This window comes from Bradyrhizobium ferriligni (genome assembly GCF_056837965.1).
The window spans coordinates 36,190-61,327 of record NZ_JBXEJO010000019.1 but is presented as its reverse complement, the minus strand read 5'-3'; the positions used below and the strand labels follow the sequence as shown (position 1 = coordinate 61,327).

26 protein-coding genes are annotated in these 25,138 nt (G+C 62.7%); 8 read left to right on the top strand and 18 right to left on the bottom strand.

Annotated features, from left to right (window positions below; genetic code table 11):
- Positions 1 to 2: 2 nt before the first annotated feature.
- The 3 genes from oxlT to pyk are packed head-to-tail and all read left to right on the top strand — an operon-like array spanning position 3 to position 4,118.
- A complete protein-coding gene (oxlT, locus tag AC1VNY_RS13620; RefSeq protein WP_482405513.1) occupies positions 3 to 1,361 on the top strand; it encodes an oxalate/formate MFS antiporter in 1,359 nt (452 codons plus the stop codon).
- Positions 1,362 to 1,391: 30 nt separating this feature from the next.
- Positions 1,392 to 2,699: a glycerate kinase type-2 family protein gene (locus AC1VNY_RS13615; RefSeq protein ID WP_482405512.1), complete on the top strand. Its 1,308-nt coding sequence runs from the start codon at positions 1,392 to 1,394 to the stop codon at positions 2,697 to 2,699.
- A 3-nt stretch (positions 2,700 to 2,702) separates the two neighbouring features.
- Positions 2,703 to 4,118, top strand: coding sequence for a pyruvate kinase (pyk, locus tag AC1VNY_RS13610; protein ID WP_482405511.1), 1,416 nt, complete (start codon positions 2,703 to 2,705; stop codon positions 4,116 to 4,118).
- A gap of 80 nt (positions 4,119 to 4,198) precedes the next feature.
- Here the strand turns inward: pyk and AC1VNY_RS13605 are convergent, their stop codons facing one another.
- The gene (locus AC1VNY_RS13605; RefSeq protein WP_028345078.1) at positions 4,199 to 4,408 is read right to left on the bottom strand and encodes a hypothetical protein; all 210 of its coding nucleotides are present in this window, start codon (positions 4,406 to 4,408) and stop codon (positions 4,199 to 4,201) included.
- A gap of 114 nt (positions 4,409 to 4,522) precedes the next feature.
- The gene (dinB, locus tag AC1VNY_RS13600) at positions 4,523 to 5,770 is read right to left on the bottom strand and encodes a DNA polymerase IV (protein WP_482405510.1); all 1,248 of its coding nucleotides are present in this window, start codon (positions 5,768 to 5,770) and stop codon (positions 4,523 to 4,525) included.
- Positions 5,771 to 6,029: 259 nt separating this feature from the next.
- Between dinB and AC1VNY_RS13595 the strand changes: the two genes are divergently transcribed.
- On the top strand, positions 6,030 to 6,461 hold the full coding sequence (locus AC1VNY_RS13595; protein ID WP_482405509.1) for a hypothetical protein: 432 nt from the start codon (positions 6,030 to 6,032) through the stop codon (positions 6,459 to 6,461).
- A gap of 237 nt (positions 6,462 to 6,698) precedes the next feature.
- On the top strand, positions 6,699 to 7,826 hold the full coding sequence (locus AC1VNY_RS13590; protein ID WP_482405508.1) for a hypothetical protein: 1,128 nt from the start codon (positions 6,699 to 6,701) through the stop codon (positions 7,824 to 7,826).
- A 157-nt stretch (positions 7,827 to 7,983) separates the two neighbouring features.
- On the opposite strand, the gene AC1VNY_RS13585 is transcribed toward AC1VNY_RS13590, so the two are convergent.
- The 16 genes from AC1VNY_RS13585 to AC1VNY_RS13510 form a co-directional block, all read right to left on the bottom strand.
- Positions 7,984 to 8,451, bottom strand: coding sequence for a tetratricopeptide repeat protein (locus AC1VNY_RS13585; protein ID WP_253577147.1), 468 nt, complete (start codon positions 8,449 to 8,451; stop codon positions 7,984 to 7,986).
- A 612-nt stretch (positions 8,452 to 9,063) separates the two neighbouring features.
- Positions 9,064 to 10,635 (bottom strand): type II and III secretion system protein family protein, encoded by a 1,572-nt coding sequence (locus AC1VNY_RS13580; RefSeq protein WP_482405507.1) that lies wholly within the window; start codon positions 10,633 to 10,635, stop codon positions 9,064 to 9,066.
- Between the two features lie 392 nt (positions 10,636 to 11,027).
- On the bottom strand, positions 11,028 to 11,444 hold the full coding sequence (locus AC1VNY_RS13575; RefSeq protein WP_482405506.1) for a TadE/TadG family type IV pilus assembly protein: 417 nt from the start codon (positions 11,442 to 11,444) through the stop codon (positions 11,028 to 11,030).
- On the bottom strand, positions 11,444 to 12,823 hold the full coding sequence (locus AC1VNY_RS13570; protein ID WP_482405505.1) for a pilus assembly protein TadG-related protein: 1,380 nt from the start codon (positions 12,821 to 12,823) through the stop codon (positions 11,444 to 11,446). The genes AC1VNY_RS13575 and AC1VNY_RS13570 overlap by 1 nt, the downstream gene beginning before the upstream one ends.
- A gap of 9 nt (positions 12,824 to 12,832) precedes the next feature.
- Entirely contained in the window at positions 12,833 to 13,294 is a 462-nt protein-coding gene (locus tag AC1VNY_RS13565) for a TadE/TadG family type IV pilus assembly protein (protein ID WP_482405504.1), read from the bottom strand.
- Positions 13,295 to 13,300: 6 nt separating this feature from the next.
- Positions 13,301 to 13,936 carry a methyltransferase family protein gene (locus tag AC1VNY_RS13560; protein WP_482405503.1) on the bottom strand — a complete coding sequence of 212 codons (636 nt, stop codon included), beginning with the start codon at positions 13,934 to 13,936 and terminating at the stop codon, positions 13,301 to 13,303.
- 18 nt (positions 13,937 to 13,954) lie between these two features.
- Complete coding sequence (locus AC1VNY_RS13555) at positions 13,955 to 14,860, bottom strand: type II secretion system F family protein (protein WP_482405502.1); 906 nt, start codon at positions 14,858 to 14,860, stop codon at positions 13,955 to 13,957.
- Positions 14,857 to 15,783 carry a type II secretion system F family protein gene (locus AC1VNY_RS13550; RefSeq protein WP_482405501.1) on the bottom strand — a complete coding sequence of 309 codons (927 nt, stop codon included), beginning with the start codon at positions 15,781 to 15,783 and terminating at the stop codon, positions 14,857 to 14,859. The genes AC1VNY_RS13555 and AC1VNY_RS13550 overlap by 4 nt, the downstream gene beginning before the upstream one ends.
- A complete protein-coding gene (locus AC1VNY_RS13545; RefSeq protein WP_038379677.1) occupies positions 15,783 to 17,228 on the bottom strand; it encodes a TadA family conjugal transfer-associated ATPase in 1,446 nt (481 codons plus the stop codon). Before AC1VNY_RS13545 ends, AC1VNY_RS13550 begins: the two co-directional genes overlap by 1 nt.
- Positions 17,225 to 18,427, bottom strand: a complete 1,203-nt coding sequence (locus tag AC1VNY_RS13540) for a CpaE/TadZ family protein (RefSeq protein WP_253592212.1) — start codon at positions 18,425 to 18,427, stop codon at positions 17,225 to 17,227. Before AC1VNY_RS13540 ends, AC1VNY_RS13545 begins: the two co-directional genes overlap by 4 nt.
- The gene (cpaB, locus tag AC1VNY_RS13535) at positions 18,427 to 19,398 is read right to left on the bottom strand and encodes a Flp pilus assembly protein CpaB (protein ID WP_482405500.1); all 972 of its coding nucleotides are present in this window, start codon (positions 19,396 to 19,398) and stop codon (positions 18,427 to 18,429) included. Before cpaB ends, AC1VNY_RS13540 begins: the two co-directional genes overlap by 1 nt.
- A gap of 1 nt (position 19,399) precedes the next feature.
- Positions 19,400 to 19,906 (bottom strand): A24 family peptidase, encoded by a 507-nt coding sequence (locus AC1VNY_RS13530; protein ID WP_028345092.1) that lies wholly within the window; start codon positions 19,904 to 19,906, stop codon positions 19,400 to 19,402.
- A 72-nt stretch (positions 19,907 to 19,978) separates the two neighbouring features.
- The gene (locus tag AC1VNY_RS13525; RefSeq protein ID WP_028345093.1) at positions 19,979 to 20,194 is read right to left on the bottom strand and encodes a Flp family type IVb pilin; all 216 of its coding nucleotides are present in this window, start codon (positions 20,192 to 20,194) and stop codon (positions 19,979 to 19,981) included.
- 91 nt (positions 20,195 to 20,285) lie between these two features.
- A complete protein-coding gene (locus tag AC1VNY_RS13520; RefSeq protein WP_212058809.1) occupies positions 20,286 to 20,501 on the bottom strand; it encodes a Flp family type IVb pilin in 216 nt (71 codons plus the stop codon).
- Between the two features lie 354 nt (positions 20,502 to 20,855).
- Positions 20,856 to 21,455 carry a hypothetical protein gene (locus AC1VNY_RS13515; RefSeq protein WP_482405499.1) on the bottom strand — a complete coding sequence of 200 codons (600 nt, stop codon included), beginning with the start codon at positions 21,453 to 21,455 and terminating at the stop codon, positions 20,856 to 20,858.
- A 198-nt stretch (positions 21,456 to 21,653) separates the two neighbouring features.
- Positions 21,654 to 21,908 (bottom strand): hypothetical protein, encoded by a 255-nt coding sequence (locus AC1VNY_RS13510; RefSeq protein ID WP_482405498.1) that lies wholly within the window; start codon positions 21,906 to 21,908, stop codon positions 21,654 to 21,656.
- A 111-nt stretch (positions 21,909 to 22,019) separates the two neighbouring features.
- Between AC1VNY_RS13510 and AC1VNY_RS13505 the strand changes: the two genes are divergently transcribed.
- From AC1VNY_RS13505 to AC1VNY_RS13495, 3 genes are all read left to right on the top strand, one after another.
- Positions 22,020 to 22,556, top strand: coding sequence for a LabA-like NYN domain-containing protein (locus AC1VNY_RS13505; protein WP_028345095.1), 537 nt, complete (start codon positions 22,020 to 22,022; stop codon positions 22,554 to 22,556).
- Positions 22,557 to 22,681: 125 nt separating this feature from the next.
- On the top strand, positions 22,682 to 23,140 hold the full coding sequence (locus AC1VNY_RS13500) for a hypothetical protein (protein WP_482405497.1): 459 nt from the start codon (positions 22,682 to 22,684) through the stop codon (positions 23,138 to 23,140).
- A gap of 269 nt (positions 23,141 to 23,409) precedes the next feature.
- Entirely contained in the window at positions 23,410 to 25,110 is a 1,701-nt protein-coding gene (locus tag AC1VNY_RS13495; protein ID WP_482405496.1) for a TolC family outer membrane protein, read from the top strand.
- The last annotated feature ends 28 nt before the right edge of the window (positions 25,111 to 25,138 follow it).

Sequence of the window (25,138 nt, the reverse complement as noted above, 5' to 3'; positions counted from 1 at the left end):
ACATGATCTCCACGAAACCGGCATCATCGCCCGGCGGCTTCCGTTGGCTGCAGCTGGCGATCGGCATCGTCTGCATGGCGATGATCGCCAACCTGCAATATGGGTGGACGCTGTTCGTTGACCCGATCGACGCGAAGTTTCACTGGGGTCGTCCAGCCATCCAGCTCGCCTTCACGATTTTCGTGATGACGGAGACATGGCTCGTGCCGGTTGAGGCCTGGTTCGTGGACAAATACGGCCCCCGCATCGTCATCACGTTCGGCGGGCTGATGATCGGGTTGGCCTGGGTCATGAACTCATACGCCTCATCTCTCGTCACGCTTTATGCGGCAGCAATCGTCGCGGGCATTGGCGCCGGCGCCGTCTACGGCACCTGCGTCGGCAATGCGCTGAAATGGTTTCCGGACCGCCGCGGCCTGGCCGCAGGAGCAACCGCCGCCGGGTTTGGCGCCGGTGCGGCCCTCACCGTCGTACCGATTGCCAACATGATTGCCGCCAGCGGCTACCAGAGCACCTTCCTGACCTTCGGGATCGGGCAAGGCCTCATCGTCATCCTGCTGGCCTGGTTCGTCCGCCCGCCGGATGGCGTCGAGGCGCCCAGGAGGAAGCGGCTCAATCTGCCGCAGAGCGCGATCGACTACACCCCGCCCCAAGTGCTGCGCACCCCGATCTTCTGGGTCATGTACCTGGTGTTCGTCATGGTGGCTTCCGGCGGGTTGATGACCGCCGCGCAAATCGGGCCCATCGCCCATGACTTCAAGATCGCGGACACGCCGGTCACCCTGGCGGGCTTCCAGATGGCGGCACTGACCTTTGCCATCTCGCTCGATCGCGTCTTCGATGGTTTCGGCCGTCCGCTCTTCGGCTGGGTCTCCGACAATATCGGCCGCGAGCACACGATGTTCATCGCGTTCGCGACTGCGGCGTTGATGTTGCTGACGCTGTCCACCTACGGTCACATTCCGGTTGTCTTCGTGCTGGCCACGGCGATCTATTTCGGCGTCTTCGGCGAAATCTACAGCCTGTTTCCCGCGACGTCGGGCGACACGTTCGGCGCCAAATACGCAACCACCAACAACGGCATGCTCTACACGGCGAAGGGCACGGCGGCGCTGCTCGTGCCGCTCGCGAGCATCATCTCTTCCCAGCTCGGCTGGCAGGCCGTGTTCATCGTCGCGGTTGCACTCAATGCCACCGCGGCCCTCATTGCCTTGTTGTTGATCAAGCCGATGCGGCGCGCGTTCATTCTCGGCAGTGAAGCGACGGCAAGCGCCGCAGTCGCTCGCGCAAAGGTCTTTCCCGGTGAAGGCGGCCGACTGGAGGCACCCGTGTCTTACGACCGTCTCGAGAAGGCGCCATAACAAGAGACCTATCGGTCGGAGCGCAAGCGATTGAACGACAAATGGACGGATGTGCGGGCTCGGGCCGCCCTGCGGCGAATCTTCGGCGCCGCCATCGCGAGCGCCGATCCGAGGATCACGATCGCCAGCGCCCTGCCGGCAAAGCCGAAGGGCAGATGCATCGTCGTCGGCGCGGGTAAGGCGTCGGCGGCCATGGCGGCGGGCCTCGACGCGGCATGGCCTGACGTCGAGCTTTCGGGTGTCGTCGTCACGCGCCACGGCCATTCGGTTCCGGCCGGCCGCATCGAAGTGCTCGAAGCGTCTCACCCCGTGCCGGATGACACGAGCAAGGCCGCTGCCCTTCGCATGCTGCGCGCCGTCGAGGGGCTTTCGGCAGACGATCTCGTCATCGCCCTGATGTCGGGCGGTGGCTCGGCGCTGATGACCCTTCCGGCACCTCCGATGACACTCGCCGACAAGCAGGCGGTCAACCGGGCACTCCTTGCAAGCGGCGCGACAATTGCCGAGATGAACGTTGTCCGCAAACATCTGTCCGCGATCAAGGGCGGGCGGCTGGCGCTGGCCGCCCGCCCCGCCCGCGTCACGACCCTCGTGATCTCAGACATTCCCGGCGACGATCCCGCCGCGATTGCCTCCGGTCCCTCGCTGCCGGACAGCAGCACAAAAGCCGATGCGCTGGAGATCGTTGGCCGGTTTGCCATCGACCTGCCGGAAGCGGCGCGGCTTGTGCTTGAACAGGCTGACGAGACGCCCAAACCCGGCGAGATCGATGCTGATGTCCGCATCCTTGCCGCTCCATTCCATGCGCTTGACGCTGCGGCCAACGCCGCCCGGGACGAAGGCCTGACGCCGATCATCCTCGGAGACGCGATCGAGGGCGAGGCTCGGGAACTCGGAACCGTGATGGCCGGCGTCGCCCTATCAGTCGCGAGGCACGCGCAGCCAGGCCCCGCCCCCACGGTGCTGCTGTCCGGAGGAGAAACGACGGTTACGATCGGGCGCGGGCCGGCGGGACGTGGCGGCCGCAACACCGAATTCCTGCTGGGGCTTGCCGTCGCCCTGTCCGGCGCGTCCGATATCTGGGCCATTGCGGGGGACAGCGATGGAATTGATGGAACGGAAGATGCGGCTGGCGCTTTGATCGGTCCGGATACGCTGCGGCGCGCCGCCGCGAATCTGCTTGACGCACGGGCGTATCTGGCTGCCCATGACAGCTATACGTTCTTCGACCGCCTTGGAGACCTCGTGCGCACCGGGCCAACGCTTACCAATGTCAACGATATCCGCGCCGTGCTGATTGCAGCCGGCAAGCCGGAAATCAAACCAGCAATGAGGTGACCCATGCGCCGTCATCGACGCGCCAAGATCGTCGCAACCGTCGGTCCCGCCAGCAGTTCCCCCGAGATGCTCGAGGCGCTGCTGCTGGCTGGCGTCGATACATTCCGCCTGAACTTCAGTCACGGAACGCAGAGCGATCACGCACGCATTCACGCGGCGATCCGAAAGCTGGAACAGGAAGTCGGCCGGCCGATCGGCATCCTGATGGACCTCCAGGGTCCGAAGATCCGCGTCGGCACCTTGCGCGATGGAAAGATCGCCGCAGTGGCCGGAGAGACCATTCGGTTCGTTCTGTCCGGATCGGATGGCGACCGAACCGCAATCCCCCTCCCGCATCGGGAGATCTTTGCCGCCGTTGCCCCTGGCCATGACCTTCTGATCGACGACGGCAGGGTCCGCGTTCGCGTTACCGGGCTCGGTGACGATTTCATCGAAGCCAAGGTGATCGTCGGCGGCACGATCTCGAATCACAAGGGCGTCAATCTGCCGGGGACGGTCCTCGATCTTTCACCGCTGACCGCGAAGGATCGCCTCGATCTGGAGTTCGGCCTGAAACTTGGCGTGGATTGGGTTGCTCTGTCGTTCGTGCAGAAGCCCTCGGACATCATCGAGGCGAGAGGCCTCATTGGGGACCGCGCCGGTCTGATGGCCAAGATCGAGAAACCGGCAGCGCTCGAACGGATCGACGATATCATCCAGTTGTGCGACGCCATCATGGTTGCGCGGGGCGATCTCGGCGTCGAAATCCCGCATGAGGACGTGCCGGGGCGCCAGAAGGAGCTGGTGCGGGCCTGCCGTCTCGCGGTGAAGCCGGTGATCGTCGCCACGCAAATGCTCGACTCGATGGTCGCCGCCCCTACGCCGACACGTGCGGAAGTCTCCGACGTTGCGACCGCCATCTATGACGGCGCAGACGCAGTGATGCTGTCGGCGGAGTCCGCGACAGGCCGATATCCGCGCGAGGCGGTCGAGATGATGGACCGCATCATCCGCAGCACCGAGCAACACAAGATGTACCGCTCGATCGTCGAGGCGACCCAACCCGGCGAGGAGCAAACGCCACCGCATGCCGTGGCGACGGCAGCGGCCGATCTCGCCTCCGTCGTTCACGCCCCAGCCATCGTGGCCTACACCTCGAGCGGCACCACGGCCGCACGCGTCGCGCGCAAGCGGCCGAGCCGCCCGATCCTCGCCATCACCCCAAGCCGCGAAGTGTCCCGCCGCCTGTGCCTGCTTTGGGGCGCTCACAGCGTGCTTTCCGGCGACGTTCAGAGCTATGAGGAGATGGTCGAGCGCGCAACTGCATTCGCGCATGCAGAGCAGTTTGCATCGAGCCGCGATCTGCTGGTCGTGGTCGCCGGCATTCCCTTTGGACAAGCGGGAACGACCAACAATCTACGGGTCGTATCGCTGCCCTGAGAGAACCGTCGGCCCGAGCGATTGCGTCATCATCGCTCCGCGCGGCAAGGTGTGAGCGATGGCGCGCGCCTCCCGATCGCCTAGGTCAGCATCGAGATGATCGATTGAAGCTGATCGGATGCGGACGTCACGAGCCCGTCGAACGATGTCTGGCCGTGAGCTGCGGCGCGCAGGATGCATTCCGCAACAGCGGCCTTGAGACCGAACACGGATTGATCCGCCGGCACGCTTGTCATGACCGCATCCAACGCATCGCGCATCGTCTGGATCAGTTCGGCGCTGTGCTTCATGGCTGTCCCTCCGCAGGCTCAAAATAAGCCGACGGCACGGGGTCGCCACTCACAAGCGCGCGATTCCAAATTGCCTTTTCTTAATGCGGTGACCGGTACGTGAACCGGCGAGCGCTAGAGGTCTCTCTCGGCAAGCTTGCGAAACGCATCGGGCACCGAATGAACCGCCTCCAGCGCAGCTGAACCGTATCCGATCGCCTCCCAGCCAAAGCGATCGCGGATCTTGTCGATCGCACGGTCCGCCGCCCAGCGGGCCATCCCTGTCGGGCTTCCAGGGCGAAGCGCTTCATCCGCCAGTCCGAGTGGAAGCTCCAGCGCAAGATCCCAATGCTCCTCGAGATGCGACACCGAGATCGCCAGCAGCGAGATGATCTTCTCGCCGGGATGGGCGGCAAGCGCAGCGCGCACCAGATTCTCGGCGAGCCGGGCCAGGACGATGGTCGTGCACACCGGCGCATCGAGCGTCATCGAGCGCGTCACCGACTTCAGATCGGCGAAGCGGACGCGCACCGTCACGGTTCGTCCAGGCCGTGACTTCGCCCGAAGCCGCGTGGCGACGCGGTCGGCGAGATGAAGCAACGTTGGCCGGATGACTCGCTCGATCGCAGGCTTTCGGCCAAGTGCCGATTGTGCTCCCGCCGATCGCGCGCGCCGGTGTGGCTTGAGCTGTCGCGGATCGCGATTCCAGGCCAGCGCGGCGAGTTTCTCGCCCGCTGCCGGACCGAGCAAATGCGTCAGCGACCGTTCCGACAATTTGGCGAGCTGACCGATCGTCGCCACGCCGATCGCGTCCAACCGGGTCCTGGTGACCGGCCCTACCCCCCACATCAACTCAACCGGCAATTCGTGAAGGAAGCTTAGCTCGGCGTCGGGATCAACGACGACAAGTCCGTCGGGCTTTGCGACCTGCGAGGCGATCTTCGCCAGATGCTTGGTGCGGGCGACGCCGACCGAGATCGGAAGGCCGAGCTCGCTGCGCACGCGCCACCGGATCGACGCGGCTATTTCGGCAGGCGTTCCGAACAGGTGCGTGCAGCCGGCAACATCCGCAAACGCCTCGTCGATCGAAATTCGCTCGACCAGCGGCGTGAAGTCGCCGATCACCTTGATGGCCGCGTCGCCCAGCCGCTGGTAATCGCCGAAATGGCCGCCGACGAAAACGAGCTGCGGGCACAGTTGACGCGCTTCCCGCCCCGACATGCCGCCATGCACCCCGAAGGCCTTGGCCTCATAGGACGCCGCCAGCACAACCCCGCCCCCGACGGCGATCGGCCTGCCGCGTAGCGACGGCTCGAGCAGTTGCTCGACCGATGCGTAGAATGCATCGAGGTCCGCATGAAGGATGGTGGCCGCGGCTGCCATCTCGACCCGTTCATCCCTGACCTGACCGAAGCCGCCCGTCTCCGGACGCGGAAATTGACAATAGAACAAAATAGGAACATTCTGGAATCGAGTCAATCCAGCACGCGTCGTCGCGGCTGCTGGCGCCGCGAACGAGCGAGGTCGTCAACGCGCGCCGCCACTGCGCGCGCGTGCCGCGCGAGGGAGTCGGCCGGCTCTTCCTTCAGCCGGCCTCGCCCCATCGCCACCGATCTCGGCCTGCGGGAGATCGAAGCGGGAGTTGCTGCGAGGCATCGACGCAGGGCATATCGGCGGATCGTTCGAGATGCATGACGGCGGCTTCTGCGATGGACGACCGCACGCAGCTTGCGCGTATTGCCGCACCAGCTCACGCATCAGCCGGCTGACTTTGCCGCGCAGGGCTTTTTCGGCTAGATATTTTGCAATGACCGACCAATCTCATCAGGTGGACTTCCAAGCTGCGGCCCACCTCTACAAATGGCCTTCTCTCAACAACGCGAGGCGAGAGGATCGCGCGCCCTATATGGTCGTCAACGGAACGCTCGACCAATGCATTCGGGATTTCATGGGCAAGCCCGAGAAGACGCGACATCTTTACGAGATCCGGACCAAGTCGCAGCCTCCCCTCGTCCCCGACGTGCTGTCACCCGAGCACGTGATCGAGCTCTCCAGGCTTCGCGAGTTTCTCTGAGGCGCTACAGCGAACGCGATCCCGACGCGTCTCGTTTGCGGAGCGACTTATCCATCTGTCGTAGGTCTGGTGCCGGATTGTTTGCCCCTTGGGGAGCCGGTACACTTGCTCGACTCCCTGACTGACCGACGTCCGTGCCGGCATGATTGATCCGCTTCGACCCCGCTGAGGCTTGCACGTCGCCTGACGGGAGAGGAACGGCCGCACGGCCGGTTGATCGGCATCGCGAGGCGCCGCATGAGGTTCAATCTGGCGATCCTGAGTGTGCTGGCCGCAAGGCCCGGGGAGCGGATCGCGATCGACGAGGTCAGCCGCGAGGTCAAGCGCATGATCGCGGCCGGCGATGAAGCCACGCAGTCGAAGCGGCCGTCCGAGCTTGGCGACGCCGACGTCTTCCAATCGGGATGGGCATCGATCAACGATGCGGGCCTGCAGATCACCGATTCGGGACTCTCGCTGTGGCGCTCGCTTGAAACCGCCCGCATCGAGCAAAGACTCGATCCACAGGAAACGGAACGATTGAACGCTGTTGCATCCGACACGCGCCATCCAGGTGCGGACACCGCAATCGACCATCCCGACGGCGTTGATCTCGAGCTCCCCGGCGTGACGCGCGAGGACTGCGACGACCGCCAGCCATCCGGCGAAGGCCGTTCGACCACTGCTCCCGACATCCCCTCGGGAGACTCTCCGATCATCCCTGCGCCTGCATTCGGCTCGTTTCAAGAGACGAACCGCAAGGCTTCGCGGCTATCCGGTCTGGTCAGCTTGCTCGGCACGATCAAGCCGAAATTCGCCGGCGCGCGGCGACGGCGATCCGTAGACGATGTCCCGGATCGTCGTGCCGATCGTCGAGGCGGATTGACGGGGCTGGCGGTGGCGTGCCTCAGCCTGATCTCGGTCGTCGCTTGCGTTGCCGCCGCGATTGCACTTGGTCAGCTCTCTTCGCTGAAGTCGGACATTGCCGCCTTGCGACGGGAAATCGCGCCGCTGAGGGAACGCCTCGCCAGACTCGAACAGGTCGAAGTCGCAAAACGCGATGCCGCCCAGCAGGAAGATGCGCAGAACAAGGCCGAGGCGGACAAGAGGCTGACTGACGGCGCAGGCGAACAGGCCGCGCTCAGCCTCTCGCGTGAAGAGATTCAGTTGATCAGGGAGTACATCAAGGCGGCGCCTTCGGCCGGAGCGGCCGTCGCGTCGATCAACGTCGGCGATCCCATCACCGGCGGAATGATTCCGCTGCCTTCACCGCTGACGGAGAAGCTGCCGCGCCTTGTCGGCGCGAGATTTGCGACTCGCAACGGTGCCATCATCATCAGCACGCGAAACAGCCGCCGCATCGATGCCGTGCTGATGCCGAACTAGATCGTGGCGAGGTCAAGTCGCAGGGGCGAGCTGCCAAAATATCGAAAACAACCCCATGCAAAGGAGCCGGCGGACCCGGCAACTCGACGCGTCGGGCAAAATTGGGTATTATCATACCCCTAAGAAATCGTGCAGAGGCTCGTGAACCGCTGTCAACCTACGGCTGATTATTCGGCGGCCGCTCGATGAACTTCCGGCTGCCGTTGAGAAGCTCGAGGTTGTTGGCGATGACGGGGTTGCCAGGATCGAGCGAATACGCCTTCTCGAACTTCCGCCGCGCGCCGCTCAGATTGCCGCGCAGCATGAGGGAATAGCCCTGATCGTTGAGGATCTGGACGGTCTCGCCGCCAAGCCGGATCGCCTGCGCATAGGCCTGATCGGCAAGATCGAAGCGGCGCAGCTTGTCATAGCTCGCCGCGAGGCCGACCCAGGCCGTCACGTCCTTCGGCGCCTTCTCGACCGCCTCCTTGAAATAGCGCTGCGAGATTCCGTAATTGCCGCGGTTGTAGTGCTCGAGCCCCATCCGCACCGGTTCGTCGGAGGGATAGTATTTGACGTCGGTCGGCTCCTGCACGGGGTCGGGACCGGCTGGAGCGCCGGGCGCGACGACAGCGGCGTCACGCACAGTATATTCTTGCACCGTATCGCAAGCCGCGAGGGCTGTGGCCACTGAGGCGCAAGCTAGCCAAACAAAAAGGCGCCGCATAACCGTTATCCCTGCCCCATAATTATACGCTCCAATATTGTTCCCACACTAGCAGAACGGGATTGGAGACGTATTAGCGGTAGAAAAATAGCTATCTCAAACTCGTTACCGTTGGGTCGCGGCGCCTACGCCGGCCAAGCCAGCTCCAGTTCCAAAGTAGATGCTACTACCATTATTTGCATCCACTGCTGCTCCGATTGCACCCGCCGCTCCCAATGGGGGGTGCCCCAACCCTGGAGCATCCCCTCCGAACGCCGGTAACGGATCGCGCGGCTGGTTGCCGGCGCGATAGCGCGTTATAGCGCCATTGGTCTTCGCGGCCTGAGAGACGATCCGGCGATCGCCGACGTAGCTCGGCCAGGGATGGATCGTGTGGGTCACGGCATTGACCTGTTTCGCGTCCCCGGCACTTAAGGTGATCGTATCCGAACGCTGGAAATAACGATCCATTTCGTCATTGCCGGCCAAGCCGTTACAAGCCCCGAGCGTGAAAACTGCGAGTAACGCCGTGCATGTCATATCGGTCGTCCTTCAGTTGAGCGTCTTGACTACGGGCTGGTCGGTTACCACCGCAGGTGGCGCAGATACCCGGACATCGGGGGCGATGATGTGCCCGTAGGGACCTTTGATGTCACCGCCGGAATTGACGTAGTCATTGTAGCGCTTTTTCACTTCCATCTGACCGTTGAGGAAGAAGTCGACATCGTTTGCAGGCAGGCGGGAGTCCAGCGGCGACGCCAATTGCTGCCCAGGTGCCGCCGGCGCGACCAGACGCGGCGTCACGATGACCACCAGATCCGTCTCTTTCTGCTGATAAGATGCGCTTCGGAACAACGCACCAAGGACTGGCACCGAGCCGATCCAGGGCAATTGCTGTACATCCTGTGCGTTGCGGGTCTGGAGCAGGCCGGCAATTGCAAAGCTCTGGCCGTCGCGCAATTCAACCGTGGTCCGAGCATTGCGGCTGCTTAATGCTGGAATTGTCGTCCCCTGGATTGTCACCGCATTGGTGAAATCGAGCTCGCTGACCGACGGCTCAACCCGAAGGTTGATTACGCCGCGCGAGAGAACGGTGGGTACGAAGCCCAACTCGACGCCGAACTTCTTGAATTCGATGGTGACGGTGGGAAAGCCGTTCGTAGTGTTGGAAGCTACCGGCACCGGAAATTCACCACCCGCCAGGAAGCGCGCTGCATCGCCCGACAACGCCATCAGGTTGGGCTCGGCCAGGCTGCGCACCAGCCCTTTCGTCTCCAGCGCCTGCAGCAACAGATCGACCGAAGTGCCGTTACTCGTTCTCAGCACATTCGTTAACAGGTTACCGAACGGAACTGCGCCACCGATCAGCCCTGACGCGGTGGATAGAACAGGAACGCCTTGAGGGGTCGGTGAGGCTACCGGTCTGCCAGCAGTGCCGGTATTCCCAACCTGCGTGAGGTTGCCGTTGCCGGCATAGAGGTTCATGCCCAGTTCGCGGCCGGCGGACCTCGCGACCTCGAGGAAGCGCACTTCCAGCATGACTTGCTGCGGCGCAGCCACGTTCATCGCGTTGACGACGATGCCGCCCTTCGGGACGGTGCCGGTGGCAATGGCCATGGCTTTCTCGGCGGCGACCGCATCGGCGGCCGTTCCGCTCAGCACCACCTGCCCTTCGGCGGCGGACACGCGAATGCCGCGGGTGCCGGTGCTGGACTGGATGCTCTGCTGCAGAGTGCCGATGTCGATCGTGACCTCGACATCGAGGATGCCGATCTGCTTCATCGAGCTGTCGAACAGGATGACGTTGGTGGTACCGGTCCTCTTGCCCTGCACGTAGATCAGGTGATCGCTCAGCGACTTCACGTCGACGATATCGGGCGAGCCCGCGACGATCGACGAGAACGCCGTATCGACCCTGAAGGTGCGCGACTTGTTGATCGTGACCTTGACGCGCTGGACGTCGCTCATCTCGCTGACGAACACGCCGCTGGACGACGGCGCCCGCCGGTCCGCGGCGGCAGCAGGATCGGTGAAATGGAACAGGGCGATCGCAGCGCCAAACGCCATCGCGCTCAAGGCAACCAGCCCAAGTCCCGCATCGACCGAAACGCGACTTCCCATCATGCCAATCCCCTTCGCCGCGTCTCCGCGACGATCCCCGTAAATCTACGACCTCGGCGTCCCGATCACTCCCGTTCGTCCACCACGCCGTAGAGCTTACAGTCTGTCCGACTACAAATCGTTACTCGCAAAATTCCCATTTCCGGCGCACCGGGCACTCACCCGGGTCGCAAGGCCGCTAATGGCGGCTCTGGGATCATCCCCTGCCACGCGCCTCGATTGCAAGGAAAGAGGTCCGCGAAGCCGCGGCAACCCCGGAGAAAACTGCCCGATGTTGCCAGCGCGCACCACTTCCGTAGCCCGCCCGGGCTATTTCTCGGCCCGCCCACGGGCGAGCCGGCCTGGCGTCCGCCCAAGCCGGCGCCACCGATCAGCCTCACCGAATCGGACTCTGCTTAGAACGGAATCTTAGTGGTCACGCTCGGCGCGTTGAGCGTGGTGCCCCAGATCGGCATCATCATCTGGAAGTTCGGCGAAGACGCCGTGACGATGATCGGACTGCTCGTCGCCGCCGGGACGGTCAGCGTCGGCGTGAGGCCCCCGGCATACAAGAAAGGAGCCACGGCCTGCTTCTCGGCATCGGTCGGCAACGGATCGCCCGAGCAACTGGGCGGAGTAGTCTTCGCGATAGCGGCGTTGCTATAGCAACCGATCATGATCGTCCGGGCGCCCGCGTTCGCGAGCGTACGCAACGACTGCAGGGTGAGTGCGTAGCGCCCCAGATCGAAGATCGCGAAAAATGCGAGACATAGCGGCACGAAGACGAGACAAAACTCCAACGCTGCCACGCCGCGCTGATCGAGCCTCCTCATCACCGCACCAACTGCACGTACTGAGGCGGACTCTTCACCTGCACTTGCGTCGGGCAACCAGAGCTGTCGAGAGTAGCATTGCCATTGAACGCGACCGACGCGGCGATCAACTGGCCGCAGGTTGTTCCATTGCCCATGTTGATCGTCGGATTACCCTGAAATGTCACGGCCGCGTTTGGCGCGTAAATGGTTCCTGTGAGGTTGATGTTGGTATTTCCGCCAAATTGCACAGCCGCCGCCGAAGCGTCGTACATGGACATGTACTGGAATAAGCTGGCAGAAGACTGAAGCGCCGCGGGAAGCGACGATGGGGCAGTCGACGGCCCCGCAATGTTAATTACCGCATTCCCCTGGTTGTTGATTGTCGCCCCTGGCAGCAGAATGAAGGTCGCCGTGCCCGAGATGGTGGGGGTTCCAGTGATTTTCAGAGTACCTGAGATGAAGTATACGCAGAACGATGTCGTTGGGGTGCAGGTCGAGCCCGTTCCGTTCAGAGATATGGCCCCATTGGATGTGATATGGAGGCCATCATTCGTGCATGGGGTGGCGGCCGTGTAAGCGACGAGCCCCGATCCTGTACATACTGGGAGGCCGCATTTGGTGGGGAGGGTCGGATTCGCTCCACACAACGTGGTGAGGGCGCCATCGAGAGCGGTGTAGGGGTTCTGAACCGGCTGCGAATAAAGGAAAGCCTTATTGCAGAACGTTGTACTCCCCGTGCAGCCGCCCGCAGCAGACAAGGGGCCTGTGAGGGTCATGCCGCCGCCAGTGAAGTCGATCGCGTTGCTGGCCTGACTGTCCGAAAACATGCCGCAATTCTGCGCATTGATGTTGGGGCTCCCCTGGAAACTCAGAGAGCCTGACAAGGCCAGGACGCATGGTGGATTTGGCGCCACCCTATTGACTTGGGCAACCGCGATCGCGCCGATGGTCACGGTGGAAAGCCCAAGCAACTTTGCAAGATACGCTGGCTGCGTCTGGCTGACGGTGGCCTGAACGTAAATGCCGGCCGATCCGCCATACGTCGTCAGCGAAGCGATCTGGACGGTCTGCGAGATACCGCTCGGAAGGCTCGTCGCACATTTCGAACCTGGATAGGACGTATCACCCGAATTGCAGAACGTGTTCTGCGCGGCGAATTGCTTGCCGCTATAGTCGACCGTAGTGCCCGACGTCGTACAGGTAGACCCGGCAGCCAGACAGGCCGCCTGCAAGCCGCCCGAATAGGCGGCCGCATCGGCGGCGTTCTGCGCGCGCTGCTGGGTGACGTACCACGATCCCGCCTCGCCCCCGAGCGCGAGCACGCCGATTAGCGGGATCATCGCAATCACGGTTGCGAATGCGGCCGATCCTCTGCGGCAACGGAGCAGATTACGCATGGGACACTCCTATTGAAACCGTTCGGTATAAAGCAACGTGAACGAACAAGGATTGGTATTGGCGCTGGTGCACAATGCCGATCTCAACACCATTGGCTGCAAGGTGAAGGTCGTGCTGTAAGAATAGTACATTGGCGACACGGTATTGCCGGATGCGCACACGGCAGTGCCACACATCACCTGGATACTGGGAATCGGATATCGGGAATCGGCCTTGGCAAGTGCCGTCGTCGCCCAACTCGAAGAATTCGTCACATCGGACGGCGGCGAGTACTGGATGGACTGCCCGAACGCGCGCAGCGCCGCCCACGCCGATGCGTACTGGTAGAACGCGATCCCGAGATCGGCCAGCGGCACCAGAAGAACGGTGATCAGGAAAAAGTAGACAAGCGGCATCTCGAACGCGACGGCGCCGCGTTGATCCCGGATCAGAGAACGCTTGCCGCTCACACGGCTTTTCCAGATCTGCATGACCGCTCACCAGACATAGGGAATCAATCTCCAGCGCGACGCCTCGTAGCTGGAGTATTCAGGAAGCGTGCGCCGGAGCACGTCCTCCTCGTAGTGAATTCGCCAGACCTGGATGCAGATGTGCAGAATCAACAGGCCCACGGTCATCCAGCTCAGATGCTGCAGCACGACACCAAGGAACACGATCTCTTCCGACAGATAGAGCGGATGCTTGATCCACCGGTACGGCCCGGTTTGCACCACCGAACGCGCCTGCGGCACCAGGCTGAACGATCGTCCGAGATGACGAACGGTCACAAGGATCATGATCATGCCGGTCAGCACGAAAACCGCGGACAACAGGTTCGGCAACGCGCCCTCGGTCTTCTCGAAAAACGTGATCGTCCATGGCCAGTAGGTGCCGACGAACGCCGCAATCCTCGGCAGCAGGCCTTCGGCCTGCGCCTTTGCCGGCCCGCGGATCAGGATCAGCAGCGCCAGCATCAGGTAAAACACCGCGACCAGGAAATTCGAGACGAGCGACGGCCAAGGCACCCCCGTCTTCGCAAGGTTGGTCGTCACGGCAAGTCCCAACAGAAGGAACCATGCGCTGCCCAGCAATCGGGTCGCCCGATCGTAGGCCAGGTTCGTCGAAAGACTCATTGCAGCTGCGCTCATGGCTCAATTGCCGAGGTTGGAGAATGTACGGATCAAATGAAGGAACGGGCTTCCACCCAGAATGACGAACATCGCAGGAAGCAGGAACAGCACCATCGGAACGGTGAGCTTGGCGCCCAATTTGTGCGCCCGCTCCTCGAGCTTGGTGATGCGTTCCCGGCGCAGGTCGACCGCGATGCTGCGCAGCGCCTGACTGAGCGGCGTGCCATATTGCAGGCTCTGGCTGACCATGGTGCCGAAACGACGGAGGCCCTCCGACGTGGACGCGAGCTTCTCGAAGGCGTCGGCACGGTTCGGCAGGATCCGCAGATCATCGAGAAGACCGCGCAGCACGTGGGTGATGGCGGGATTGGTCTCCCGCATCTCTTCCGCCACGCGCTCGATCGCGCTCTCCAGGCCCATGCCGGCTTCGCTGCAAACCACAAGCAGATCGATTGTGTCCGGCGTGCCGAGCCGGATCGCCGCATCGAAGCGTCGCTTCACGACCAGCAAGATCAGGCGCGGGATCATGATTCCAAACGCCAAGCCAAGCAGCGTGAAGATCATCACGTCGGTGAACGGCCGCCCAAGAATCTGCGAAATAGAGAAAGCCGCGAACGGCAACGCAAATGTGCTGACCGTCTTGAAGCCGATCCAGATCGGCAGGGTTCGATAGTGATTGAACCCTGCCGACTGAAGAACCATCCTCAGCTGGTCGAGATTCTCCTGGGCGTAGTAACGCCTGTAGCGCGTGCCGACCGATGAAAGCCAACCGATCAGATCCTTCGAATTCGATCGATCGGAGATGCCCAGCACGGCATTCGAGACACGCGTGTCCAAGGTGCGGAGATGTATCTCGCGAATGACCAGCAGGAAGGTCGCGGCCGCGAGTGCGACGGCAAGCGTGGCAAAACCGAGAACAGCCGTCATAGGGTGGTTTCCCTTCTGACCATCCAGCGGATCACGAAATGCCCGATCAGGACCGAGGACGCCGCATAAGCGAGAAGCACGTTGCCTTGTGGGTCGAACAACAGCAGATCGACCGACTGCGGATTGATCAGGTAAAGCAACCCGCCGATCACGACCGGCGCACAGGTGAGCGCACGCGATGAAAAGATGACCTCTCCCGCCAAGGCCTTCGCACGGGCCGCCAGCGCAACCCGCTGACTCACGGTCTCACCCAACGTCTGCAGCGTTTCCGCCAGGCTGCCGCCGGTCTTCAACTGCACCGCGAGGGTCACCGCAAACATCGCATACTCCGACACCTGCGTTCGCTGATAGATCTCCTCGACAGCTTCCTCGGGCGACCTGCCCAGGTTCAATTCATGACAGACGATGGCAAATTGCCCGGCTGTCGGTTGCGGCATCTCCCGGGCGATGGTGCGAAATGCTTCGTGGACGGGCAGTCCGGACCGGACAGTACTCGTCACCAGCTGGACCGCATCGGGAAGCTGCTGGAAGAGCTGTTTTGCAAAGCGTTGTTGCTGCCATCCGAACAGACCGCGCACGACCAGGATGGCGACGCCGGCAGCCGCAATGGCCCCATAGGAGCCCGGGAATCTCAGGAATCCATTGACGTAGAGAATTCCTGCCGCGGCCATTCCCCCTGCAAGCAGCACATAGACCGGGCGTACGACGTACACCATATCAGGGCGATAATTGGCGAAGCGCTGGAGCGCGCGCCAACGCGACGTCTTGGCCGCGCGACGGATGGACACCAAGGCTGCTGCTTCGGCCGTCGGCAGCGCAATCTCGAGCTGGCGCTCCATTCGTCTCTGTCGTGCGTCGAGCCAAAGGGTGTTGGCCCCGGCACACAGCAGCAGCACCAGAACGATGATCAAGGGCGTCGACATCAGATGTGCCTCATCGCTTCTGCCCAGGCCCGATCGAGCCCGTAATAGACGAGGCGACTCTTGAACTTCGGAACCGCGTTGGTGGAGCGGTAGGTGCCGGATATCCGCCCCTGGACATCCTCGTCCTTATACTCGAACAACGCGATGTCATTGGTGGTGATCACCTCGCCCTCGAGGCCGATCACCTCGCTGATCTGCACGATGCGGCGCTGGCCGTCGCGCATGCGCTCGACCTGCACGATAAGATCAAGGGCGGCGACGATCTGCGAGCGGATCGCGCGCGATGGCAGATTGACCTGCCCCATCTGCACCATGTTCTCCACGCGCGTCAGCGCGTCGCGGGTACTGTTGGCGTGCACGGTGGAGATCGATCCATCATGGCCGGTGTTCATCGCCTGCAGCATGTCGAACGCCTCGGCGCCGCGCACCTCACCGACGACGATGCGGTCCGGACGCATACGAAGTGCGTTCCACAGAAGGTCGCGCTGCGTCACCTGGCCGGTGCCCTCGAGGCTGGCCGGACGGGTCTCCAGGCTGATCACGTGCGGCTGCTGAAGCTGCAGCTCCGCCGCGTCCTCGATCGTGACGATGCGCTCGCTGTGATCGATGAACTGACTCAAGGCGTTCAGCAGCGTCGTCTTGCCGGAACCGGTGCCTCCGGAGACCAGGACATTGAGCCGGCAGCGGGAGGCGATCTCCAGCAGCTGTCCGAGCGCGGCGGTCATCGAGCCGTTTTCGATCATCCCGGCGATGTTGAGACGCCGGTTCGGAAACTTTCGGATCGAGATGCAGGGGCTATGAATCGCCAGCGGCGGCAGGATGATGTTGACGCGGCTGCCGTCCGGCAGACGGCAGTCGACCATCGGGCTGGATTCATCCACGCGCCGGCCGACTTGCGAAGCGATCTTCTGTGCGACGGAGGCGATATGGTCATTGTCGCGAAACCGGACCGCAACCCGCTCCAGCTTGCCGGCCCGCTCGACATAGACGTTGCTCGGCCCGTTGATCATGATGTCGTTGATCGTCTCATCGAGCAGAAGCGGACGCAGCGGCCCGTAGCCGGTCATGTCGTCCGCGATCTCCTCCGCCAGGAAGAGCTGCTCGCGGCCCGACAGCTCCAGCCGCTCCTGGTTGGCGATGCCGTGGATGATTTCCTCGATCTGCCGGCGCAGGACGTCGCGGGGAACGGTCGCGGCCACCGACGGCTCGATCTGCTCGATGACCCGTTCGCGCAGGGATGCCGACATCACCGGATGGTGGGTCGCAGGTTCTTCATGCTTCGGCGCCGATGCAAACAGGCTGGATGCCGGTGACGCCACGCTCGGCTCCGCCGGCGGCAAGGGCGGCGGCGCCGGCCGCGCGCTTGGTGCCGCTGCCGGGGCGTCCGGCACCGCTGCGGGCATCCGCACCGGCATTTCGTCTGCGCGCCTGCCGAACTTTTTCATAGCCCGAGCCACCTCTTCCACCCGGCCTTTTTCTTGGCACCGACGCCGGTGATTTCCCGTACGATCGGAGCCAGGTGACGCCGCAGCCCGGATACGTGCTTGAGAGCCGGAACGCCGAGGTTGACCGCCTGGGTCATTCCCTTGCCGAGATCCGGGATGATCATGTCCGGTTCGGCGCCCAGCGCCTTGACGATCGTCGCCCTCGGCAGACCGCCGGCGCGGTCGGCCCGGTTGAGCAGGGTAAACACGCGATCCTTGCCCGCGATGTTGGTGACGGCGTTGCGCAGCGCGTGGGCATTGCGCAGGCCGGTTACTTCGGCCTCCAGCAGCACCAGCACATGACGGGACATCTGAATGACCGGATAGATCGATGCCGGGAACGGCACCGGCACATCGACAACGACGTAGTTGAACCGCTGACGGAGCAGGCCCAGCACGTGCCGCACGCCGGCTTCGGTGATGTCGAGCTTCGCATCGAGCTCCTCGTCGCCGGAAATCAGGCAAACCCGATCATTCACCTCGATCGCCGCCCGCTCGAGAAACAGCGTGTCGGCCCGCATCGGGTTTTCAAGGGCGATGCGGAGGCCGGGTCCAGGACGAACACCCAGCATCACCGCGGTCTCGCCGCCCTGCAGATGCAGGTCGAGCAGCGCCACCTTCGCCTTGGTGGTTTCAGCCAGTTGCAGCGCGAGGTTGATCGCGACGCTGGTCGCGCCGGCGCCGCCCTGCGCGCCACAGATCGACACCACGTGCCCGCCGCGGTCATTCTGGGCCGGCGCGGCGTCGCCGATCAGCTTGGGACGCAGCTGGTCGAGCACCATATCCCTGGTGATCGGCGTCGGCAGGTATTCAGTAAGGCCGATCTCCATCAGCTCGCGGTAGAAGACGATCTCCCTGTTGTCTCCAATCAGGGCCACCTTCACATCGGGCGGACAGACACTGGCGAGGCGTTCCAGTTCGGTGAAGGGATCATCGATCCCGCTGATGTCGGTCACCAGCGCGTACAGATCGGTGTCGGTCTCGAGCATGCGTGTCGCATGACGGATGGTGCCGCGCCGGATCACCAGGTTGCTGCCGTCGAGACCCTTGCGGAGGGCTGCCGCGCTCAGCTCGTCATTGACGAAGCAGACGATGCGGTTGCGCGCGACAAGAGACGTCGTCTCTTCGGGTTGTTCCACCACTGCCATGTTCGCACTCATCAACGTTTCTCCGGTGCCTTGCCGACGTCACTCGCTGCCGCTGTGGTCTGACGATCGAGCTCGGACGGCACCTCGCAGCCCGCGCGGGCGTCGTCGTCCAAATCCTGCTTCCTGACCGAGTATTGCTTGACCTCGCTGCCGGTATAGATCGCGACCATCGTGCTCTGGCCGGCAACTGCACTCTGGCGCGCCAGCTCCGGCGAGACATCGCAGCTGGACGTTACGCTTGTGTCGGCCTTGTCCCACTGCTCGGCCGCAGCGCGGATGACGAGCGACAGCGTTCCGAGCTGCTTTGCGACGGCCACCTTCTTGACCTGATCCGGCTTGAGCTCCAAGGACACGGTCTGCGCCGTCTTGCCCGGCACGGCATTGGTGATCGGACGGCCGCCTTGCGCAATCTCCTGATCGATCGCGATCACACGCACATTGGACAGAACGGTTTCGCTGACGGCACGCTTCACCGGAGCGGCCTTCTCGAACACCTGGGTCAGCACCACGTCGACATTGTCGCCCGGCCTGATCAGACCGGACACACCGGTCTCTTCGTCGACCTTGATGCTGATGGCGCGGCTGTCCGGCGCCAGGACGCTGGCAAGGAAGCCGCGATCCTTCGGACGCAGGATGTCGTCCAGTGTAATGGCGCTGCCGGCGTCGACGAACTTGCGAACCAGCGAACCGGGCAGCCCGGCCTTGGAGTCAGGCGTTTCGAGGATCGCCCCCGCGGGGACACGGTTCGGTGCCGTCTGGCGCACTGCGAAATCTTCTTCCCGCGCCAGCGTTCCCTTCGAAAGCGGACGCGTCGCGACAAAGTAGCCGACCGTCGCGGCCGCTGGCACAGGCGCAGGCTTCTCTTCGACTGCCTGTGCAACGACCGGGTCTGCGGGTCGGTTCATGCTGTAGGCGATCATTCCAAGCGCCGTAGCCGCAAGCAGCAGCACCATGATGATCGAGACACGGAGAGCGGACGACATGTCAAATTCCTTTGCTCAAAATGGCCCAGATACCGCCGCATGCGATGGCGACCCCGTAGGGCAGCGGTGCATGTCGCAAATGACGCCAGCGCTCGACCGCGTAGACCCGGCGCATCAGCGACGATCCGGCGGGCGCCAGCTTCGGTTGTGGCAGACGGCGCATCATCAGATGCACCGCGGCCAGAACGCCGCCGGCCAGTGCAGTTGCCGTCAACAGTTCAATCACGCCGGTCAGCGGCAGACCGATCGCCAGAGCAACCAGCAGCTTGACGTCGCCACCGCCGATCGCTCCGCGCAGATAGATCACGAAGAGCACCAGGAACAGGATTGCGGCAACGATCAGCGACTGGCCGATCTGCATCGGACTGGCCAATTGGCCGACGATCCCAAGGAACGCCAGCGCCAGACAAATTTCGTTTCGGATCAACCGTGTCGCGATATCGATCGTTGCGACATACAACAACAATGCGATTTCCAGACACGAGGTCGTGGACGCAATCCAATTCATGAAATAATCGCCTTAGAAAAATGGCGGGGGGCACAAAATAATGCCCCCCTCCGGAGCGCCGTCCCTCTGGACTTAAGCGCTAACCGCGTTGGCAACCGCGGTGCCGATCGAAGTGAGCGAGGTGGTCAGAACACTACCGATGCCGCTCGCAGTACCCGTACCGAACGCCGCGGAAACGGCGGCGACGATGCAGGCGGCGACGATCACGTACTCGAACGACACAACGCCGTCCTTGTCCGTGCGCAGACGCTTCAATCCTTCTGTGATCTTGATGTATGACTGCAACATAGGAGAAAGCCTCCTTAAGGCTCGCGCACATCGCAATCCGGTTGACCGCTGTTGACAGCAAGAATCTGCCAACAGCATTCAACATCCGGAGTTAAGCGGAGACTGCGGTGGCGACCTTGCTCGCGATCGTGGTGATCGAGGCGTTCAGGACCGAGCCGATGCCGCTGGCGGTACCCGTACCGAAGGCAGCAGAGACGGCGGCGACGATGCAAGCGGCAACGATCACGTACTCGAACGACACAACGCCGTCCGCATCCGCACGCAGGCGCTTGAAGGCTTCGGTGGTCTGGATGTACAGTTTCAACATAGGAAAATATCCCTTTTACGATGAAATTTACGCAATACGTTGGCGGGGGGCAAAATCCGGTGCCAACTAGGATTTTCTTATAATGCGTCGCGAGAAACCTGTCGATTGGTAATCGTTTATTAACCCTACTGGCGTAGCGGCGCGCACCTTCTTCTCGGCAAGGCGCTCCGACGGCGACGCACGAAACCCCTTAAATTATAGGACTTTCGGCATTTCACACCATTTCAACTGCGCCGCCCCGTGCGAATACGGTAACGGCGTCGGACGTGCCGCTATCGCGACAACGACCTCGGAGGTGACGGTGGCACAATCCGCTTCCCTCCCCCCCGATCACCGTTCGCAGGATTGCTCGTTTCAATAGCAGGTCCCGGAATCCCCTCCGAGCCGGCCGCAACTCTCCCCGTTGGATTGCCGCCACTGCGTGACCGCCAGCGGCGGCTTGCTCGCGTCCGCCGGCGCGGCCGATAGCCTGCTGCGCTCCTCTTCGAGGAGCTGCGAATGAAGCTTCTGGATCTGGATGTTGCGCTCGAGCAGGGACATCGTTCGTGTCTGAACCTGCTCGGCCAGCGCCTTGCGCAGCGCATTCTCGCGGTCGAGCAGTTCGGGAAACGGCAGCAGCGGCCGGACGAGGTCGGTCGCCTTGATCACGCAGGACGCCCGCGCCACGGCTTGCGCGATCTGATCCGGAAACGCGCTCCGGCATTCCGCGAGCGCTCCGCTCAGGTTGACCGTCGCCGCCGTCGGTGTCGGTACCGGAGTCGCCTCCGGTATCGTTGTCGCCGCTGGTGCCGGCTCTGTGGGCGCTGTTGGCGTCTCCGTTGTTGGCTCCGCTCCCGGCTCCGCCTCCTTTTCGATGGCCTGGCGAGCGGCCCCGCAGCAGGTCAGCAGGATGCAGAGCGCGACAACGACCAGGCATCGCGCGCGCTTCGGCCAAGCCCGTCCATCCCGATGCACGATCGGGTCTCCGGTTGGCGCAACAGATGTGCCGCCATGCGTCGCGTTCTGCCAGCGAGAACGAAATGTCTGTGCAATCAGGGACGCAGAAGCGCGCTCTCCACCGTGGCAAACAATTCGTATTGGCAAAAATGACGTCTTCAAAAATGGCTCGGTGCGAAATCGCACCGACCCCAGCTGGTTGATTTTAGATACAATTTAGCTGTTTGCGCAATAGCGACCTGGCGCACCGGCGGCCCGCACGATAGCGCCGCTGCGCTGCACTATCGGCGCAGCATCGTCGGCGAGCTCGTCGGATCTCATCTCGTCGGATGATCGGCCTTGTTTGACAAACCAATCTTTCGCCTGCGCTCGTCGGTTGCCGGCTTTTGCTGCGACGCTGTCGGATCGGCGTGTGCGCCCGATGAGAACCGTGTCGGCGTTTGGCGAAAATTTCCGCTTCTTCCCGGCCAAGCCCTTGCTCTAGGATTAGCCATTTCAGCTAGGGTGCTCACCCACGATGCGCCCGTGGAATTTTAGAACCACAGCATACAGTGACTGATCCGGGCGTCATGGGGATTTGAGATGGCCGATCGCATTGCACTTTTCATTGATGGTGCGAACCTCCACACCACCGTCAAGAACCTCGGCTTCGAAATCGATTTCCGGCGACTGCTCTCGGAGTTTGGCAGGCATGGACAGATCGTGCGCGCCTACTTCTACACAGTCGTGAGAGACGACGACGAGTTCAGCAGCCTTCGGCCGCTGGTGGATTGGCTCGATTACAACGGATATGCGGTCAGGAGAAAGTTAGCCAAAACCCACGATGACGGCGAAGGGCGGCGGCGAATGAAGCGCAGCATCGGCATCGAGCTCGCGGTCGATGCATTGGAAATCGCGCACCGCATCGACCACGCGTACCTGTTCTCTGGCGACGGTGATCTGCGCGCCGTCGTCGAAGCCGTCAGACGGGCTGGTGTCCGCGTGACAGTCGTTTCCAGCATCCGAACAAAGCCTCCCATGATCGCCGACGAGCTTCGCAGGCAAGCTGACGTCTTCCTCGAACTCGAAAGCCTCAGGGCATCGATCGAACGTCCAGCGCACCCGATCGCGCCCGAGTGAAATCGCGGGCGCCTCTTCCGGTGAGGAAGCAAGAGGGCGGCTTTGCTTGTCCGTAAATCACCGAGTTGCGCGAGTCGGACGCTGACATCACTATCCCCCAAACAACGAAACAGAGGGTAACACCCATGCGGAGGTCGGTCGGCTGCCTGTTGTTGTTCTTGGCGGCGACGAGCGCTGCGATCGCCGAGCCTTCCCGGTTCACCTGCGACACGCCGCGGGGCAAACGGGTCGAGCTCGGCCCGTCAGGCAAGGGCGGCGACGCCCAGTGGATCGATGACGATCTCGATACGGTCAGGCCCGCCGTCGTGATCGATGGCGACACCTTCACGGTCACCTGGGGGACATCTGTCGCTGCGGAAGGCAAGGGAGGAGCCAAGCTCACAACCTACGTCTTTGCGGCCGCCCGCCGTTCCGCCGCGTCGATCTTTGCGACCCGCGTGGACGACACCACGGCCGAGATCTTCCGGTTCTATTTTGGCGACAAGTCGCTCTACAAGTTGACGAGCCGGCTGGGGGGCCCCGCCGCGGACCCCAAGGCCGCACCCTTCGTTACAACCTATCTGGCGACCTGTCGTCAGCAGTAGCCGGCTGCCGCCAACCTTAAGACAGGCTTAACTGATCTTTCATGTTCCGGTCCCCGGTGTTGCGGCTCGGCATCAGCTCGCATGACCATAAAATGTCAGGTAAACCATTGAATTTTATTAAAAATGCTTGGATTTTCGCGCATGGGAACTCGATGGTTCGGACCCACTTAGGGCGCCTGTGTGGCTGAAATGTCATAGGTCGCGGAACTGTCCTTTGTTACCCTTCGGAGGATTCTACGTAATATTTTTGTGAGTTGGGGGCGGAGATTATGAAGTCGGCATACACGGTCATTGCGTGCCTATGCCTGGCGGCAACGCCAGCATGTGCCGAGGTTTTTTCTATTAATGATGCTCTACGCCAGGCCATGCAGACCAACCCGGGTATCGGCGAGGCTTCGGCGAACCGGCGGGCGACGGAAAGCGAGCTGCGGCAAACCCAAAGCACACTGCTGCCGCAGGTGCGCATTGACGCCAGCTACGGCCCGGAAAAATTCGATCAATCGCCGGGCTTCATTACCCCGAACATTCAGTCAGCGCCGACCGTGGGTTCAGGACCATGGCGCAATGGCAGCCAGGAATCGGTCGTGGTGCGCCAGCTGTTGTGGGACGGTTTTTCGTCGATCTATGACGTCTGGCGCCAGACCGCGCGCGTCAATGCAGCTGCCTCCCGCGTCAAGGAGAGAACCGAGCTCTTGGCCCTCGATGCCGCCGAAGGCTACATCGACGTCGTGCGCTACATGCGGCTGGTCAGTCTTGCCCAGCAAAACGTCGCCAATCACGAGAAGATCTTTTCAAACGTGAACTCCCGCTTCTCGGGCGGCCGGGCCGGCGAAGGCGATCTGGAGCAAGCCCGCGAGCGTGTCGAGGCCGCCCGCGCGGCACTCGCCGAATTCCAGCGCAGCCTGGATGACGCCAGGGCGAAGTACCGCAAGACGGTTGGCCTCGAGCCGATCAATGTTCGCTTCCCTGCTCCTCTCGCGGGATTGCCGCACAGCCGCGACGAAGCGCTGGCGACCACCCTCCGGTTCAATTCGACGATCGCGGCGGCACAGTCCGACGCCGACGCCGCCAAGCATGCGTTCAAGGCCACGGACGGCACATTCGGCCCGAAATTCTATCTCGAGGGACGGGCAACCCATTACGACAACTCCTACCCTTACGTGGCGACCCCAGGAACTCCCTCCATTACGCATGAGGACTACAGCGGCAAGGTTGTGATGTCGTGGGACATCTTCCGCGGCGGCCAGGATGCCTGGAACAGGTCGGAGAAGGCCGAGCGCTTTACCGAAGCCACCATGCGCCACGCGCGCTTGCAGCGCGACGCGTATGAGTCGATCGACAAGGCGTGGAATGCCCGTACGATTACGGTCACGCGCATCGCCGCTTTGACGCGTCAGCTGGAAGCGGACCGCAAGACCATCGTGGCGTTCCAGAAGGAATACGAACTCGGCCAGCGTTCGCTGATCGATCTCTTGAACGCGCAGAACCAGTTCTTCAACGCGTCGGTCTCGCTCACCTCAGCCCGCGGCGTCGTGGTTTTCGCCGACTATCAGCTGCTGGCCGCGATGGGCACCTTGATCGAGTACCTGAAGGCTCCGCCGCCGGTCGATGCTGCGCCGACGGACATGCTTTCGATCGGCCTGCCCCGCTACTCGTTCCCGACGCTTCGCGTGAACCTCCCGCAAACCGGGTCCGAGCCGCTGCGCGTCGCCGTTCCGGCGCCTGTCGCCCGTCCTGCCAAGACCTATGCGGCAGCCCAGCCGAAGGATGTTGGCTTTGCGGACCGCTTCACCGGCGCGACGACGACCGCAGCGGTGCCCGGTTCAGCGGAATGGATGCAGCAGCAAAAGACCGCTGCGGACGGCCCTAACATCATTTACGCGGATCCGTCGGTCACGGCGAACGCGAGCTCCTATGCGTCGACCAAGCCTCACTGGCTGCTGTCGGCCTTCCCGAGTTCCGCGCGATAGCGACCGCCAACAAGCTCAGGACAGGACT